This is a genomic window from Streptomyces sp. NPDC051051 (assembly GCF_040682975.1).
Lineage (GTDB): Bacteria > Actinomycetota > Actinomycetes > Streptomycetales > Streptomycetaceae > Streptomyces.
Window position 1 is genome coordinate 122,697 of record NZ_JBFBCB010000015.1, and the last position, 17,664, is coordinate 140,360.

Below are 17,664 nucleotides of genomic sequence, written 5' to 3' on the forward strand. Positions count from 1 at the left end.
GCCGGACCTCGTCATCGAGGTCCGGCCCCTTCACCGCATGGCACCGGATGTCATCACCCGGCCGGCGTGAACTGCGCCGTGATCGCCTCCATCATCAGGTCTGCGATGCCCTGGGCGAGTTGCGCCGGAGTGGGAGAGTCGAATACGACCCTCACCGGCACGTCGACTCGCAGCGCTTTTCGCAGCCGAGAGGCTACCTGTGTGGCAAGCAGCGAATGCCCGCCCAATTGGAAGAAATTGTCGTGCACGCCGACACGCTCGATGCCCAGCAGCTCCTGCCACACGACGGTGACGGTCCGCTCGACGGCGTTGCGCGGCGCGGTGTACTCCGTCCCCAGGTCTGGCCGCTGGTGGTCCGGTACCGGCAGGGCCGCCCGGTCCACCTTGCCATTGGCGGTCAGCGGTAGCCGCTCCAGCGTGACGAACGCCGCCGGGATCATGTAGTCGGGCAGGAACCGCCCCAGGTGGGCGTGGAGTTCCGCGGTGCTCGGCGCGTCCGCGCCGGTGGCCACCAGATAAGCCACGAGCCGCTTGTCGCCGGGCGTGTCCTCGCGGACGACCACACTGACCTCGCCAATGCCAGGGTGGGTCAGCAAAGAGGCCTCGATCTCGCCGAGCTCGATGCGGTTACCGCGGATCTTCACCTGGTTGTCGATCCGCCGCAGGAACTCCAGCTGCCCGTCCGCCCGCCACCGCACCAGGTCACCGGTTCGGTAGACCCTGGTACTCACCCCTTCGGCCTCGTACGCGGTGAACCTCTCCGCGGTCAGCTCCGGCCTGTCCCGGTAGCCGCGGGCCACCGGCACCCCCCCGAGGAGAAGTTCGCCGGGCACCCCGACCGGCACCGGTCGGCCGTGCTGGTCCACTACGAACGCCAGGACGTTGGCGATGGGCCGGCCGATCGGCGGGACCGCATCGCCGGGTTCGACCACCGTTGAGGTGACTATGATCGTGGTCTCGGTGGGACCGTAATTGTTGATCACGCGAAACGGCAGCCGGGCCTGTGCCGGCATCCGCAACCGGTCACCACCGGTCAGCACGTAGTCGAGGGTGTTCTCCTCCGCCCACGGCAGCGCCACCAGAGCCTCGAGCATCGGCGTGGACAGGAACGTGGCGTGGACGCGCTGCTGGCACAGCCAGTCCCGCAGCAGGTGCGGGGTGAGCCTGACCGTCTCGGTGGTGACGCAGCAGGTCGCTCCCCGAGTCAGGCCGAGCCACAGCTCCCACGCCGCCGCGTCGAAGCCGATCCCTGCCAACAGCGCGATCCGCTGACCAGGTTCCAGCCCGTACTCCCGCGCTGTCCAGTGCACCAGATTGACCACGCTGCGGTGTTCGACCTGCACGCCCTTGGGACGGCCGGTGGATCCGCTGGTGTAGATCAGGTAGGCCAGGTGGTGCGGTGCGGTGACCGGACGGGGGTCGGTTTCCGGCTCGCCGGCCAGCGTCGCGGTGTCCTCGTCGAGCAGCAGCAGCGGCACGTCCGAGGGCAGCCGGCCGCTGTGCGCGGTAGCGGTGAGGACGACGGGGGTCGCGGTGTCCCGCACCATGTACGCCAGGCGCTCGGCCGGATAGTCCGGGTCGAGCGGCACGTACGGCGCCCCCGCCTTCAGGATGGCGAGCTCGGCCGTCACCAGATCCGGGCCGCGCTCCAGACACACCGCGACCGGCATGTCCGGCCGCACTCCGTACTGGGTGCGCAGGTGGTGAGCGATCCGGTTGGCGCGCGCGTTCAGCTCGCCGTAGGTCAGCATGCCCTGTGGCCCCTCGATGGCCACCGTGTCCGGCTGCCGTGCCGCCCGCTCCTCGAACAGACCGTGCAGCGTGGCAGTGTCCGGGAAGGCGGTGGCGGTGTCGTTCCACTCGACCACCGTCCGCCGCCGCTCCTCGGGGGTGAGCAGGCAGAGCCCGGACAGGCGTACCGCGGGCTCGTGGGCCACCGTCTCCAGCACGGTGCCCAGGTGGCCGGCCAGGCGGGCGACCGTGTCCCGTTCGAAGAGGTCCGTCCGGTACTCCAGGACGCCGCGCAGGCCGCCGTCCGCGTCCTCGGACATCATCAGGGTGAGGTCGAACTTGGCATCCGGCAGCGTGACCGTGAACGGCTGCACGTCCAGCCCCGGAAGGCTCCAGCCGTGCTCGTCCGGTGTGTTCTGGAGCACGAACATCGTCTGGAACAGGGGATTGCGGGACGGGTCGCGGTCGGGGGCGAGTTCCTCCACGAGGCGTTCGAAGGGCAGATCCTGGTGGTCGTAGGCGCCGAGCGCGGTGTCCTTGACCCGGTCGAGGAGTTCGGTGAAGGCGGGGTCGCCGGACAGGTCGGTGCGCATGACCAGGGTGTTGACGAAGAAGCCGATCAGGTCCTCGGTCTCGGCGCGGTTGCGGCCGGCGACCGGGCTGCCGACGGTCACGTCGTCCTGGCGGCCGTACTTGGCCAGCAGCACCTGGAAGGCCGCCAGCAGCACCATGTACAGGCTCGCGGAGCCGCTTCTGGCAGCCTTCCGCAGTCCGGCGGCCACCACCGCGCTCACCTCGAACGTCACGGTGTCGCCGCCGCCGGGCCGTCCCGCCGGACGGCGGTGATCGGTCGGCAGTTCCAGCGGTTCCACACCGGCGAGCCGCTCCCGCCAGTACGCCAACTGCTCCTGCAGCACTTCACCGGAGAGCCTCTGCCGCTGCCACACGGAGAAGTCCGCGTACTGCACCGGCAGTTCCGTGTCCTTGGGCAGGGTGCCGGTCGTCGTCGCCCGGTAGCCCTCCCGCAGTTCGCGCGCCATGAGCGACTCCGACCAGCCGTCGCAGGCGATGTGGTGCACCGTCAGCAGCAGGTGCGCCTCCTCGTCGGCCAGCCGCACCAGGTGCGTGCGCAGCAGCGGTCCCGCCGCCAGGTCGAACGGACGGGCGGCCTGCGCCTGGGCGAAGCGTCGTGCCGCCTCCAGCCGCTCCTCGGGATCGGCGATGTGCCGCAGGTCGTGGACGGCCGTGCGCACCGGTGCCGGCGGATCGACGACCTGCGCCGGCTCCCCGTCCTCGTCGGCGACGAACCGCGTCCGCAGGATCTCGTGCCGCGCCAGCATGCGGGTCAGAGCCGCGTCGAGGGCCGCGGTGTCCAGCGCACCGTTGACGCGCAGCGCGAAGGGCACGGTGTACTCCGCGCGTCCGGGCTCCAGTCGGTCCAGGAACCACAACCGCTGCTGGGCGAAGCTCAGCGGCAGCGGCCCGCCGGTCCGGTCGGCCGGCACGATCCGCTCGACGCCGGCCGTTCCGTCCGCCGCCGGCTCCGCCACGGCCGCGGCCAGCCCGGCGACGGTGGGTGCCGCGAACAAGGTCCGCACCGGCACCTCCACCCCGAGCGCGTCCCGTAGCCGTGACGTCACCTGGGTGGCGAGCAGGGAGTGGCCGCCGAGCTCGAAGAAGTTGTCGTCCACACCGGTGACCTCGGTGCCCAGCACCTGGGACCAGGCCGCCGCGATCGCGCGCTCGACCGGAGTACGGGGGGCCGGACCACCGGCCGCGGACGTTCGGGGCTGTGGCACGGGCAGCGCCCGCCGGTCCACCTTGCCGTTCGGGGTGAGCGGCAGCCGCTCCAGCGCCACGAACGCGGACGGCACCATGAAGTCGGGCAGTTCTCGGCGCAGCCGCCCGCGCAGGGCCTCGCCCGACACCGTACCGTCCGCCGTCGGGACGACGTAGGCGACCAGCCGCCTGTCGCCGGGGGCGTCCTCGCGGACGACGACGGTGGCCGCGGCGACGTCGGGGCCGGCCAGCAGTACCGCCTCGATCTCACCGGGCTCGATACGGTGCCCGCGCAGCTTCACCTGCTCGTCCAGCCGCCCCAGGAACTCCAGTTGCCCGTCGGCCAGCCAGCGCACCCGGTCCCCGGTGCGGTAGACCCGGCGCGGCGCGCCGTCGATGTGGACGGTCACGAACCGCTCCGCCGTCTGCCCGGGCTGCCCCCGGTACCCGCGCGCCAGCCCGGTCCCACCGACGAGAAGTTCGCCCGGCACTCCGGTCGGCACCGGCCGGCCGTGGCGGTCCACGACGTACACGAAGGTGCCGCGCACCGGTCGGCCGATCGGTGGCACGGCCGTGCCGGGGACGACCTCGGCCGAGGTCGTCACCACCGTCGACTCGGTGGGTCCGTAGTTGTTGACGACGCGGAAGGGCAGGCGCAGCCCGGCCGGCAGACGCAGGGCGTCACCACCGGTCAGGACATACTCGAGGGAGGTCGGCTCCGACCAGTCGAGGGCCGCCAGCGCCTCCAGCATCGGTGTCGAGACGAAGGTGCCCGTGACCCGTCGCTCGGTCAGCCAGCGCTGGAGCAGCTCCGGCGTCAGCCGCACCGTGTCGTCGGGTACGCACACGGTGGCACCGGTCGCCAGCGCGGGCCACAGCTCCCAGGCCGCCGCGTCGAACCCGACCCCCGCCAGCAACGCGACACGCCGGCCCGGGGCCGCGCCGAAGGTGTCGGCCGTCCAGCGGACCAGGCCGACCAGGCTGCGGTGCTCGACCTCGACGCCCTTGGGCCGGCCGGTGGAGCCGCTGGTGTAGATCACGTACGCCAGGTCGCCGGAGGTCGCCGCGGGTTCCGGGTCGTGCGCCGGCAGGTCCGCGAGGGACGGCCAGTCCCGGTCGGTGAGGAACCGGCCGGGCTCCTCGGGCAGCCGTGCGGCCCCGACGGCGTCGGTGACGACGAGTGCGGCCCCCGCGTCCTCGGCCATGTAGGCAAGCCGGTCGGACGGGTGCTCCGGATCCAACGGCACGTAGGCGGCGCCGGACTTGAGGACCGCGAGCAGTGCGGTGATCTGCTCGGGGCCGCGCTCCAGGCACACGGCGACCGCGGTCCCGGGACCGGCTCCGCGAGAACGCAGGTGCCGGGCCAGCTGGTTGGCTCTCGCGTTCAGCTCCCGGTAGGTCAGCTCCCTGCCGGCCGAGAGCACCGCCGTGGTGTCCGGCCGCAGAGCGGCGCACTCCTCGACGAGCCGGTGCACGGTCGCCCCGGCACCGGCTTCGGCCCCGGTGTCCGCGGCGGCCTCCGCCCTGCTCCAGTCGGCCAGCACCCGGCGCCGCTCGGCGCCGGCCAGCACCTCCAGATCCGACAGCCGGCGCTCCGGGCCGGCGACGGCCGCGCGCAGCAACGTGGTGAAGTGCTCGGCCAGCCGCTCGGCCGTGTCCGGTGCGAACAGGTCGAGGGCGAAGACCAGATCGCCGTCGAGCGAGCCGTCGGGCCGCTCGGTGAGGAACAGGGTCAGGTCGAACTTGGCCTCCTCCGCACGGACCGCGACCGGCTCCACGACCGTTCCGGGCAGTCGCCACGCATGGCCGTCCGGGGTGTTCTGGAGCACGAACATCGTCTGGAACAGCGGGTTGCGGGACAGGTCCCGGTCGGGGGCCAGCTCTTCCACGAGGCGTTCGAAGGGCAGGTCCTGGTGGTCGTAGGCGCCAAGCGCGGTGTCCTTGACCCGGGCCAGCAGCTCGGTGAAGGCGGGGTCGCCGGACAGGTCCGTGCGCAGGACCAGGGTGTTGACGAAGAAGCCGATCAGGTCCTCGGTCTCGGCCCGGTTGCGGCCCGCGATCGGCGTGCCGACCGCGATGTCGTCCTGGCCGCTGTACTTCGCCATCAGCAGCTGGAACACCGCGAGCAGGGACATGAACAGGCTCGCTCCCTGACCCGCCGCCAGCCGCCGGGCCGCGCCGGCCACGTCGGCGGGCACCGAGAAGGAGACCGTGCCGCCCCGGCCCGACCACTCGGCCGGCCGCCTGTGGTCGGCCGGCAGTTCCAGCGGCCGCACTCCGGCGAGCCGCTCCCGCCAGTACGTGGACTGTCCTGCCAGCGCCGGGCCGTCCAGCGCCTCGCGCTGCCAGCTCGCGAAGTCCGCGTACTGCAGGCCGAGGGGGGTCAGGCCGGCCGGCCGGCCGGCCACCGCCGCTCCGTACAGCTCGCCCAGCTCCCGCGCCAGGATGCCCTCCGACCAGCCGTCGGAGACGATGTGGTGCACGGCGAGCAGCAGCAGCCACTCCGCGTCGGCCACCCGTACCGTCACCGCGCGCAGCAGCGGCCCCGCGGCCAGGTCGAACGGCCTTCCCGCCGCCTCGCGCAGAATCTCCCGCGCGGCGCCGGCGCCGAGGTGCCGGGCGTCATGGACGTCCACCGGCACCTCCCGCACGACGTCGACGACCTGGAACGGGCGTCCCGTGCCGTCCGCGACGAACCGGGTCCGCAGGATCTCGTGCCGCGCGGCCAGCGCCTTCAGCGCGGCGCTGAACGCGTCCGGCACGAAGTCCCCCTTCACCCGCAGCCCCACCGGGATCGTGTACTCGGCCCGGCCCGGCGCCAACTGGTCAAGGAACCAAAGGCGTTGCTGCGCGAAGGACAGCGGCAGGGATCCTGCCGAGCGGTCCGCCCGCGGGATCGCGGCGGAGGTGCCCGGTCCCAGCGTGTCCACTGCAGCCGCCAGCAGCTTCGGTGTCGGCGCGTCGAACAGCGTCCGGTGCGGCACGTCCACCCCGAGGTCCCGGCGCAGCCGGGAGGCGACCTGGGCGGCCAGCAGGGAGTGCCCGCCCAGTTCGAGGAAATCGTCGTCCGCGCCGACCGCGTCGACGCCCAGCAGTTCGGCCCAGATGCCGGCGACCGCCCGCTCCGTGGGCGTACGCGGCGCGGTGAACGCGGCGGAGATGTCCGGGCGGTGGCTCTCGGGTGCGGGCAGGGCCCGCCGGTCCACCTTGCCGTTCGGGGTGAGCGGCAGCCGCTCCAGTACGACATACCGGACGGGCACCATGTGCGCGGGCAGCTCCCGCGCCAGCGCCGCGCGCAGCCCGGCCACGGCCACGGCCGCGCCGCCGGCCGGCACCAGGTACGCCACCAGCCGCTTGTCACCGGGGGCGTCCTCGCGGACCACGACCGTGGCCGCCGCGACGTCCGGCAGGGACAGCAGGGCGTTCTCGATCTCTCCGAGTTCCACCCGGTGTCCGCGCAGCTTGACCTGGTCGTCCATCCGGCCCAGGTAGACCAAGCGCCCGTCCGGCAGCCACTTCACCAGGTCGCCGGTGCGGTACACGCGGGCCTCGGGATCGGCCGAGAAGGGGTGCGGCACGAACCGCCGCGCCGTCAGCTCGGGCCGCCCCAGATAGCCGAGGGCCACGTTGACACCGCCGATCAGCAGCTCACCGGGCACTCCGACCGGCTGGACCTCACCGTGCGCCCCGACCACGTAGACCTCGGTGTTGTCGATCGCCCGGCCCATCGGCACGTGGTCCGCCGTCGGCTCCACCGACACCGTCCGGCCGACCACGTTGCCGACGGTCGCCTCGGTCGGCCCGTACTCGTTGACGATCGCCGTGTCCCCGCCGCCCAGGGCCAGCACCCGATGCGCCAGCGCCGGTGTCAGGTCCTCGCCGCCGGCGACCACCGTGCCGATGGCGTGCCGGACGCCGTCCTGCTCCAGGCGGGCGGTCAGCAGCTCCAGGTGCGAAGGCGTCGCCTTCAGGAAGCTGATCGGGACACCGGACGCGACGATGTCCACGGCCGCGTCGAACACCGTGCGGCCCGGCTCCGGCCGCGGCACCACCAGGCACAGCCCCTGCACCAGCGGCAGGAACAGCGCGGTCACCGTCAGGTCGAACGCCGCCGACGAGCACAGCAGCGAACCTGTCCGCGCGCCGGGCGCCGGCGGATAGTTCCGGTCGCACCAGTGCAGGTAGTTGACAACGCCCCGGTGCCCGACCCGCACACCCTTGGGGCGGCCCGTGGAACCCGAGGTGTAGATGACGTACGCCACGTCGTCCGGGCCGGCGGCGACGGCCGGGGCGGTGCCGGTGCCGGCCGGCCACTCCCGGTCGGCCAGCAGCAGCGCGGTGCCCGATGCGAACAGGCCCGCGTACGCGGACTGCGTCACCACCACCGGGGCGGCGCTGTCCTCGACCATGTACCGCAGCCGCTCGGCCGGGTAGGCCGGGTCCAACGGCACGTAGGCAGCGCCCGACTTGAGCACACCGAGCAGCGCGCACACCAGGTCCGGGCCGTGGTCCAGGCACACCGCGACCAGCGCGCCGGGACCGATGCCCCGCTCCGCCAGGTACCGCGCCAGCCCTTCGGCCCGCTCGTCCAGCTCCTGATAGGTCAGCCGTCGCCCGCCGTACTCCAGGGCCACCGCATCGGGCTGGTGAGCGGCACGCTCTTCCACCAGCCTGTGCACGGTGGCGGTGTCCGGGAACGCGGACCGCGGTCCGTTCCACTCGGTCAGGATCCGGTGCCGCTCCGGCTCCGTCAGCATCTCCAGCGCGCTGAGCGGCTCCCCGGGCGCGTCGGTCGCGGAGCACGTGAGTGTCGCGAGGTGCCCCGCCATCCGCTCCGCCGTGGCCCGCTCGAACAGGTCGGTCCGGTAGCCGAGGACACCGCTCAGTCCGCCGCCGTCCGCGACGACCTCCAGGGTGATGTGTGCGTCCGGCGGAAATACGGCGGCCTCCTGGACGGCCGTGCGCCACGCGAACCACGCCACCGCGTCCGCCGGCACCGCAAGCGGCACCGGCCCCCGGTCGGTGGCGTCCGCCATGCCCCGCGCGACGTGCGCCACGGCCTCGGTGAACGCCGGATCGCCGTTCGCGCCCCGCACCATGATCGCCGTGTCCGGGGTGTCCACCGGCACCGCTACCGGGACGTCGCCCCGGCCGGCGTACCGCCCCAGCAGCGTGTGGAACACCGTCAGCAGGACCGCGGGGAGCTCCACGCCGCCGTCGCGGGCCAGCGCGGCCAGCGCGTCCGCGGTCCGGGCGGGTATGTCGAACAGGACCCGGTCCGCAGGGCCCGGGCCGTCGTCCGACGGCCGTCGGTCCGAAGGCAGTTCCAGCGGCTCCATGTCTGCCGACTCGTGCCTCCGCTCCCCCAGTTGGTGATCAGCCACCGTTCACTCCCCATCGTCAGGACATCGTCAGCGGTACAAGCGATTCACGGGCGGCACGTCGTACGACGGGCGGTGAGGGGTGGGGCGGGGGCCCCGGACGGGCCGGGAGCCGCGCCGCCGGCAAGACCACGGCCCCGGCAGAACGTCCGCGACATGCACGCTAGGGCGCGCGGGCGGGGGCCCCCAGTGGGCACAAATGACGCCCCGTGGGGTGGTCACAACTGCCCAGTGCCGCCGGCAATCACCGCTGACCACCATGGACGGCGTCACTAGTGGACAGCCCGGACGCCCCATTGGGGGCCTTCACGGGCACCCGGCCCGATCGCAGCGGTCGCGGCCCCATCACGGTGTCGAGAGGAAAAGCCGGTCGTGTACCCGCATCACCAGCCCCCGGACAGCCCGCGTCACGCGGTTCTGACCACCATCGCCTCGGACTCACACACCTGGAACCTGCTCTTCCTGCAACTGCTGCTCGAGGAGCAGGGCTGGGAGGTCACCAATCTCGGCGCGTGCGTCCCGGTCGGCGTCCTCGTCGAGGAGGCCACGGCCCGCACGCCCGACCTCATCGTCGTCAGCACGGTCAACGGACACGGCGCCGAAGAGGCCCCGGGTCTGGCCCGGGCGGTGCGCGCCGTACCCGCGCTGACCGAAGTGCCGCTCGTCGTCGGAGGCAAGCTGGACACCTCCGGCAGTCCCGCCCCAGAAGTCCACGCCGCGCTCACCGAAGCCGGCTTCGACGCCGTCCTGACCGGCGCGAACGCCGTTCCCGGACTGCTCGCCCTCCTGGACGGCCCGCACGAGCGCCAGCACGGAAGGTCCCACGCCGATGCCGTCCGCTGAACCCGCCCCGCCCGCCGGCGCCTTCCACCGCTTCATGGCGGACGCCGTTCGCACCAGTACCCTCGTCGTGCAGCCCCGCATGGGCTTCGCCGACCCCGCCCGGATGCGTGCCGGCCTGATCGCCACCCGGGCCGCCGACGCCACTACGGTCGGCACCCTCACCTTGGACAGCTTCACCCGCGTCGGCGACTACACCGCCGCCGCCCGCGCCATCGCCCAGGGCCACCACCTCAACGGCTATCCGCTGGTCAGCATGGACCGCGAGACCACCACCGGTCTTCTCGACGGCGTCCACGGGCCCGGTTTCCCCGTGCAGGTGCGGCACGGCTCCGCACGGCCCGGGCGCATCGTCGAAGCCCTCATCGCCGCCGGACTCGACGCCACCGAGGGCGGCCCCGTCTCCTACTGCCTGCCCTACGGCCGCACCCCGCTGGCCACCTCGGTCCGCGCCTGGGCCGAAGCATGCCGCAGCCTCGCCGCCCTGCGCGAGACCGGCGTCGAACCGCATCTGGAGACCTTCGGCGGCTGCATGCTGGGCCAGCTCTGCCCGCCCTCCCTTCTCGTCGCTCTCTCCGTCCTGGAAGCAAAGTTCTTCCACCGACACGGCCTGCGCAGCGTTTCCCTCAGCTACGCCCAGCAGATCAGCCCCGAACAGGACGAGGAAGCCGTCCACGCACTGCGCGCCCTGGCCGCCGACCACCTCCCGGACGCCTCCTGGCACGTGGTCGTCTACGCGTACATGGGCGTCTACCCGGAGACCCGGGTGGGTGCACTGCGGCTGGTCGCGGACGCGGCCCGGCTCGCCGTACGCACCGGGGCCGCCCGTCTCATCGTCAAGACACCGGCGGAGTCGGCCCGCATCCCCTCCGTCGAGGAGAACGTCACCGCACTGGAGACCGCCGCCGCCGCCGCCCGCACCGCGCGGCCGGCTCCTCCGCCACCGTCCACCGGCATCGAAGCGGAGGCCCGCTCCCTCGTCGAGGCCGTCCTGCACCTGCACGACGACCTCGGCCAGGCCCTGATCCGTGCCTTCGCGCACGGCTACCTCGACGTCCCCTTCTGCCTGCACCCCGACAACGCGGGACGTACCCGCAGCTTCATCTCCGACCGCGGCCGACTGGAGTGGTCCCGCACCGGATCGCTCCCGCTCGGCCGACCTACCGCGGCACCGCCGTCCCGGCGACTGACCTCGTCCGGACTGCTGCACGCGCTCAACCACGTCAAGAACCGCTACGACGACCCCGCTGCCCTCCTCGGCAGGGCGAGCTGACCCAAGCAGCCTCGCCCCGGATCCCCTCCGCCGCCGGTGGCCGGTGACCCCCACCCGGTAACGACAGGACAGGACGAACATGACACTCCAGATGGATCTCTCGCCGGCCCTCGAGACCCCCGGGCTGCCCTCGCCGCTGGAACACCTGCGCGACCCGCGAACCCGCGCGGCCCTGCGCATCCAGCAGGCACTCGTGGCCGGCGCCCGCGCCTTCCTGCGCTCCGACGGCGCCGTGGAAATGGCTCACCCGGTCATCGGCCCCGTCACCGACCCGGGCTCGCGCGGCGCCAAGCAGGTCGACGTCGACTACTACGGCCACCGCTACAAGCTGATGACCAGCGCCATCCTCTACAAGCAGGCATCGCTGCTGGCCTTCGACCGCATTTTCCTCGTCGCACCCAACGTCCGTCTCGAACCCGTGGAGACCAGCAGCACCCATCGTCACCTCGCCGAGTTCCGGCAGATCGACGTCGAGTACGCGGGCGCCACCCGTGACGTCGCCATGGACGTCGCCGAGGAACTGGTCCGCCACGCCGTGACCACCGCCGTCGACGAGTGCGGCGCCGATCTCGCGGTGCTCGGCCGCGACCCCGACGCCCTGCGCCGATACGTGGCCCGCCCGTTCGCCCGCGTCCCGCACGGCGAGGTCGTCGACGGCCTGCGCCGCGACGGCTACCCGCAGGACGCCGGAACCGAGATCGACTGGGAGGCCGAGGAACGCATATCCCTCCAGGCCGACGCCCCGTTCTTCATCGTCGGCTACCCCAAGGGCTCCCGCGGCTTCTACGACAAGGAGAGCCCGGCCGAACCCGGCACCCTGCTCAACTTCGACCTCATCGCCCCCGAGGGCTGCGGCGAACTCTGCAGCGGCAGCGAACGTGAGTTCGACTACGCAACACTGGTCACCCGAATGCGCGAAACCGGCGAAAACCCCTCCAAGTACGCCTGGTACCTCGACGTCGCCCGTCACGGCATCCCCAGCAGCGCCGGCTTCGGCATCGGCCTGGAGCGCCTGACCCGCTGGGTCACCGGCCTGGACTCCGCCTGGCAGACCACCGCCTTCCCGAAGATCGCAGGGGTGGTGTCGCCGTGACCCGGCTGACCGCACCCGGCCTGCCCGAGGACACCATCCGTGCCCGGGCCCGCAACGGCGCCGCCGCCGTCTTCCCGCCCCTCGACAGTTACGGCACCGCCGTCTTCGGCGCCTCCCCCGAACCCACCGGTGACGAGATCGACGCGCTGCGCCTGGCCCCGCCCGTCTTCATGCCGGGCCGCCTCGCCGCACTCATCGACCTCGGCCGCGAACCCCTCTACTCGGACGTCCGCCTCGACACCGACCTCGGCGGCTTCACCTCCCCGCTGCCGGTCTACCTGTCGGCGCTCGGCTCCACCCGCGTCGCCGGCACCAGTCTCGCGCTCAGCCGCCAGGCCGGACGACTCGGCATCCCCATGGTCATCGGCGAGAACGTCGCCCCCATGAACGGCTTCCGCGCCGGCGGCGACGACCACCGCAAGGGCCTGCTGGAACGCATCCAGGCATACTGCGAGGAACTCCCCGACGGCGTCGGCGGCATCTGCATCCAGCAGAGCACCGAAGACGCCGACTCCGAGGTCTGGAACCACGTCTACAGCGACCCGGCCGTCACCGGTCTCCTCACCTCGGGCCGCCTCGGCTTCGAACTCAAGGTCGGCCAGGGTGCCAAGCCCGGCCTCGGCGGCCTCACCATGATCAGCGAAGCGGTCGCATCCGACCTCGCCGGGCAGTACGCAGTGGAACGCCTCGGCCCCGGCGCCTCATCGATCCTGCGCTGTGCGAGCCCCGGCACCTTCACCGACGAGATCTTCCGCCGACAGATCCAGCTCATGCGCAACAACTACCCGCGTGCCCGCTGCTGGGTGAAACTGTTCCCCGGCCGCGACGTCGGCAACGCCGCCACCATCGCCTGGGACGCCGGTGCCCACGCCGTCGCCGTCGACGGCGCCGAGGGCGGCACCGGCTGGGCCCCCACCGGCTTCCTCGGCCATGTCGGGCTGCCCCTCGCCGAATGCCTGCGCCAAGTCGATTCCACCGGCCGCGCCCTCCTCGCCAGCGGACGCGTCTGGGACGGCATCCGCGCCGTGAAACTGCTCGCCCTCGGCGCCCGCGCCGTCGGCCTCGGCCGCGCCGCCCTGATCGCCGCCGACGAGGACCCCGAGCACGGACTCGAGCGCCTGTTGGACGCCATGGCGCTGGAACTGCGCATGGCCGTCAGCGCGCTGGGCCGCTACTCGGCGGAGGAGACCGGCCCCGAAGACCTGTGGGAGCCCCGGTCATGATCTACGAACACGCCTACGAACTGGTCACCGACGACCTCTTCGTCCTGCTGCCCCGGATGGTGCCCGGTTCGGACGTCTTCCTGAAGATCGAGGGCCTCAACCCGGCCGGCTCCGTCAAACTCAAGACCGCGCTGAGCCTCGTCCAGGACGCCGAGCACCGCGGCGTCCTCACCCCGGGCGCCCGCGTGATCGAGTCCTCCTCCGGCAATCTCGGCATCGCACTCAGCTCCATCTGCGCCACCAAGGGATACCGCTTCACCTGCGTCGTCGACCCGAACACCAACGCCACAAGCATCGATCACATGCGCGCCCTGGGCGCCGAGGTGGTCGTCGTCGACACCGTCGACACCAACGGCGGTTTCCTCCAGTCACGCATCGCCCACATCCGGCGCCGCATCGAAGCGGACCCGACCGTGGTCTGGCTCAACCAATACGCCAACCCGGCCAACCCGCGCGTCCATTACGAACAGACCGCGCGCACCCTGCTGAAGGAGGTCCAACACCTCGACTACCTGTTCATCGGCGTCGGCTCCACGGGCACCTTCATGGGCTGCGCGCAGTACCTGCGCGAATTCTCGCCCCACACCCGGATCGTCGCCGTGGACGCCCTCGGCTCCGTCATCCTCGGCACCACCCCCGGTCCTCGACGCATCCCCGGACTGGGCGCCAGCCGCATCCCCGAACTGTTCGAACCCGGCCTCGCCGACGACGTCGTACTGGTCGCCGAGGAGGATGCCGTGCGCGAGTGCCGACTGCTCGCCCGCACCCACGGCTTGCTCACCGGCGGCTCCACCGGTTCAGTCCTGGCCGCCGTCCGCCACCGGGCCGACACCCTCCCAGCCGGCTCCCGCATCGCCGCGGTCTCCCCCGACCTCGGCGAGCGCTACCTCGGCACGATCTACAACGACGACTGGGTCGAGCGGAACTTCGGTGTCCTGACATGACCTCGCCCGCTCCAACGGTTCGCCCACGCCACCTGCCCTCGAAAGGCAACCACCGATGTCGACCTTCCACGTGATCGACGGCTCCGTCGCCCAGGACGTCATCAGCTCCGCGCCGTCGGACGTCCTGGACCTCGTGCGGGAGACCTACCTCCAACACAGCCGCGGGGCCACCGTCAACCCCAACAGCCACTTCCTGCGCTTCCCGCATGATCCCGGCGCCCGGATCATCGCCCTGCCCGCCCACCTCGGCGGCGACACACCGGTCTCCGGCCTCAAGTGGATCGCCAGCTACCCACAGAACGTACGCCAGAACCTGCCGCGCGCCTCCGCCGTCCTGCTGCTGAACGACGCCGAGACCGGCTACCCGTTCGCCTGCCTGGAGGCGTCTGGCATCAGCGCCGCCCGCACCGCGGCGTCCGCCGCGCTCGCCGTGGAGACTCTCGCCGACGGCGACACCCCGAAGACGGTCCTCTTCGTCGGCGCCGGCATCATCGGCCGGACCGTCTCCGACTTCCTCGCTGCCCGCGACACCAACATCCGCGAATGCCTGGTCCACGACCACGTCGACACGTACGCCGAGACCTTCGCCACCTACGCCGCCGAAGCCCACGGCTGGCAGACCCGGGTCGTGTCACAGATCGACATGGCCCTGGCCACAGCCGATCTGGTCATCCTCGCCACCACCGCACCGGCGCCCTGGCTGGCGGACGGACAGACCCTCCTGCCGGGCCAACTCATCCTGAACCTGTCCCTGCGCGACATCCACCCCACCGTCATGATCAAGTGCCGCAACATCCTGGACGACATCGACCACTGCCTCACCGCACAGACCTCGCCCCACCTCACGGAAACGGAGTACGGCACGCGCGACTTCATCGACGGCACGCTCGCCGACGTGTTGCGCGGTGACGTGACCCTTGGCCACGACCGCCCCACCGTGTTCTCCCCGTTCGGCCTCGGCGTCCTCGACCTGGCCGTCGGCTACCACATCTACCGAACCGCCGTGCGCACCGGCCGGGCCACCGAGATACCAGGCTTCTTCCCCGACTTGAAGCGCTGGTGAACCGGGCGGCTCCGGCCGCTGCCCCCCGACGCCCCGGTCGCGTGCTCCCACCGAACACAAGGTGGGGGGCACGCGACCGGGGCGTCGTCGTGTGCGCCACAAGGGCAAGAGAGAAAGCCTCCTGGGGAACAGGGCACAAAAAATGGGGCTACGGAAAGGGGGAGGGCGGGGTTGCGACGTCACCAGCCGTGCGCCCGAGGCGGTCCGGGACAGTGGCACCCCGGGCCCCGCCGCCCTGGCCGACAGCACGAGCCGGGTCCCCGCGGCGGCCTGCCGGGCCCAGGTGCACGAGGCGCGCTGCGTCCTGACGGGTCCGGACGAGACCTCGGTGACGCCAGGTGGGACGGGGCGGCGCGGAGCAGGGCGCGACCGACCAGGAAGGAACCGAGCCAGGCGCGCACTCCGGGGCCGCAACCCCACCACTCACAGACGACGACGGATCGGTGAACAGAACGAGAGGGCTCGCCACGGGGTCCTCGGGTTCTGGTGGACGTTGCAACACCCCAGCTCAAGGGATGCGATGGACTTCGAGATCCGAGGGGACCGGAGACCGCAGGGTCCCGGAAAGCCGTCACGGGAACGGGAGGCACACTCCCGGTTCGTGCAGCAGGGCTACAGCGACACCGAAGCGTCTCGCATCGTCGGCATTGATCGCAGCACAGGCAACAAGTGGCGCAACGCCCCCCTGAGCGAACACGCGACTCGCTGTCTCATGCTCCTGTACCTGCCGGCGATCAAAACGCCGAGACCGTCCTTGCCACGCTGACAGCCACCGTCCAGACTCTGCCTGCTCAGTCGATGCAGTCCCCGACCTGGGGCCGGGACTCGGGGACAGCCCGGCACGGTGAGTTCACCCTCGTCACCGACATCCCGGTCTGCTCCTGCGGCCCGGCAAGCCCTGGACAGCGCGGCTCGAACGAGAACATGAACAACATTCCGCGGCAGTACTTCCTGAAAGGGGCCGACCTGTCCGTCCGCACCCTCGAGCACCGGGCCGCCATCGGCAACCAGCTCAACTGCCGCCCACGCGAAACGCTCGGCTGGGAAACCCCAGCCGAGCGCCTGCATGCACTGCTCACTGCCTGATCAAACCAACCAGGTATTGCGACGATCCCCGGAAACCGCCATCGTGGCGTGCCCCTCGTTGGCTGTCGGCTCCGGTATCCCAGCGAGGTTTCCCGGTCAGGCCGACAGCAGCTCCCGTTCCCGGTCGACGGCAGCCGTCGGCACAGCCTCTCTCAGCGTGGAGACCACGAGTTCCAGTTGTTCGTCGCCCCTGACCATCTCCATGTGGCGGCCCGGCATCGCCCGCTGAGCCAGACCCTCCGGGTACAGCCCGCGCCAGTGGGCGAGGTAACGGGCCTCCGGCACCTCGTCACCGCTGCCGTCACGCACCGTGTCGCTGACGAACAGCGTCGCCCTGGCCCCCGAGCGTCCGGGCCGGTAGGCAGCAAGCGAGCGCACCTCGGCCTCCAGCACCGCATAGGGCAGCCACTCATCGAGCGTGACCAGATCCTCGTCGAGGTTCATCTCCGGCGCCAGGCGCCGCAACTCCCGCTCCGTGGCCATCCGTTCGACGCCGTGCTCGTTCTGACCACGACGCCACAACGCGTTCACCCGGCGGTACACCTCGGCGTGCCGCTGGAAGCGGTCCCGCTGGTCGTGGCCAGTCACCGCCGGCTCCAGCAGAAACAGGCCGGCGACCTCCTCCGGGGCCCTCACGCCCATCGCGTGCGCGATCACAGCACCCGTCGACCATCCGAGGATCGTGCACGGGCCCGCGGGCTGCACTCTGCGGATCTCCCGCCAGTACCGTTCCGCGATCGACTCGATCCCGACGAGCGGCGCCTCGTCCGCGTTCAGTCCCGGAGCCTGGATGCCATACACGGTGAACGTGCCCGCCAGGCACCGTGAGAGCGCTCGGTACGGGTGGGTGCTGCCGCCTCCCGGGTGCACGCAGAACAGGGCAGGCAACTCGGGATCGGCCACGGCCGAAAGGAGTACCACGAGCCCGGACGAAGCCGGTTGCGGGACGTCCAGCGCGGCCGCCAGCTGGGCCACCGTCGGGTGGCGCGCGATCTGCTGGAGGGCGACGCCCAAACCGGCCTTCCGCAGTCGCGAGACCACACGCACCGAGCTGATCGAATGTCCGCCGAGTTCGAAGAAGTTGTCGTGGATGCCGATGGTGTCGATGCCGAGGATCTCGGACCACACTTCGGTGATGGTCTTCTCCGTCGAGTTGCGGGGTGGGGTGTAGGTGGTGGTGAGGTCGGGTCGGTGGTGGTCGGGGGCGGGGAGGGCTTTGGTGTCGACTTTTCCGTTGGGGGTGAGGGGGAG

At 71.8% G+C, this 17,664-nt stretch carries 9 protein-coding genes; 7 read left to right on the forward strand and 2 right to left on the reverse strand.

Translation table 11 applies throughout. The features are described from left to right. Positions 1-53: 53 nt before the first annotated feature. Positions 54-8,894: an amino acid adenylation domain-containing protein gene (locus AB0N31_RS14440; protein WP_366058683.1), complete on the reverse strand. Its 8,841-nt coding sequence runs from the start codon at positions 8,892-8,894 to the stop codon at positions 54-56. Positions 8,895-9,263: 369 nt separating this feature from the next. On the opposite strand from AB0N31_RS14440, the gene AB0N31_RS14445 reads away from it, so the two are divergent. The 7 genes from AB0N31_RS14445 (at position 9,264) to AB0N31_RS14475 (ending at position 16,413) form a co-directional block, all read left to right on the forward strand. Continuing rightward, positions 9,264-9,734, forward strand: coding sequence for a cobalamin-dependent protein (locus AB0N31_RS14445; RefSeq protein WP_366058684.1), 471 nt, complete (start codon positions 9,264-9,266; stop codon positions 9,732-9,734). Continuing rightward, positions 9,721-11,004: a methylaspartate mutase gene (locus tag AB0N31_RS14450; RefSeq protein WP_366058685.1), complete on the forward strand. Its 1,284-nt coding sequence runs from the start codon at positions 9,721-9,723 to the stop codon at positions 11,002-11,004. Before AB0N31_RS14445 ends, AB0N31_RS14450 begins: the two co-directional genes overlap by 14 nt. A gap of 79 nt (positions 11,005-11,083) precedes the next feature. Beyond that, positions 11,084-12,097 carry an asparagine synthetase A gene (locus AB0N31_RS14455; RefSeq protein WP_366058686.1) on the forward strand — a complete coding sequence of 338 codons (1,014 nt, stop codon included), beginning with the start codon at positions 11,084-11,086 and terminating at the stop codon, positions 12,095-12,097. Continuing rightward, positions 12,094-13,320 carry a glutamate synthase-related protein gene (locus tag AB0N31_RS14460; RefSeq protein WP_366058687.1) on the forward strand — a complete coding sequence of 409 codons (1,227 nt, stop codon included), beginning with the start codon at positions 12,094-12,096 and terminating at the stop codon, positions 13,318-13,320. Before AB0N31_RS14455 ends, AB0N31_RS14460 begins: the two co-directional genes overlap by 4 nt. Beyond that, the gene (sbnA, locus tag AB0N31_RS14465; protein WP_366058688.1) at positions 13,317-14,264 is read left to right on the forward strand and encodes a 2,3-diaminopropionate biosynthesis protein SbnA; all 948 of its coding nucleotides are present in this window, start codon (positions 13,317-13,319) and stop codon (positions 14,262-14,264) included. Before AB0N31_RS14460 ends, sbnA begins: the two co-directional genes overlap by 4 nt. A gap of 55 nt (positions 14,265-14,319) precedes the next feature. Further along, positions 14,320-15,327 carry a 2,3-diaminopropionate biosynthesis protein SbnB gene (gene sbnB / locus AB0N31_RS14470; protein ID WP_366058689.1) on the forward strand — a complete coding sequence of 336 codons (1,008 nt, stop codon included), beginning with the start codon at positions 14,320-14,322 and terminating at the stop codon, positions 15,325-15,327. Between the two features lie 798 nt (positions 15,328-16,125). Beyond that, positions 16,126-16,413: a hypothetical protein gene (locus AB0N31_RS14475; protein ID WP_366058690.1), complete on the forward strand. Its 288-nt coding sequence runs from the start codon at positions 16,126-16,128 to the stop codon at positions 16,411-16,413. A 96-nt stretch (positions 16,414-16,509) separates the two neighbouring features. Here AB0N31_RS14475 and AB0N31_RS14480 read toward each other — a convergent pair. After that, on the reverse strand, positions 16,510-17,664 hold a 1,155-nt coding region (locus tag AB0N31_RS14480), incomplete at its 5' end, for an alpha/beta fold hydrolase (protein WP_366058691.1).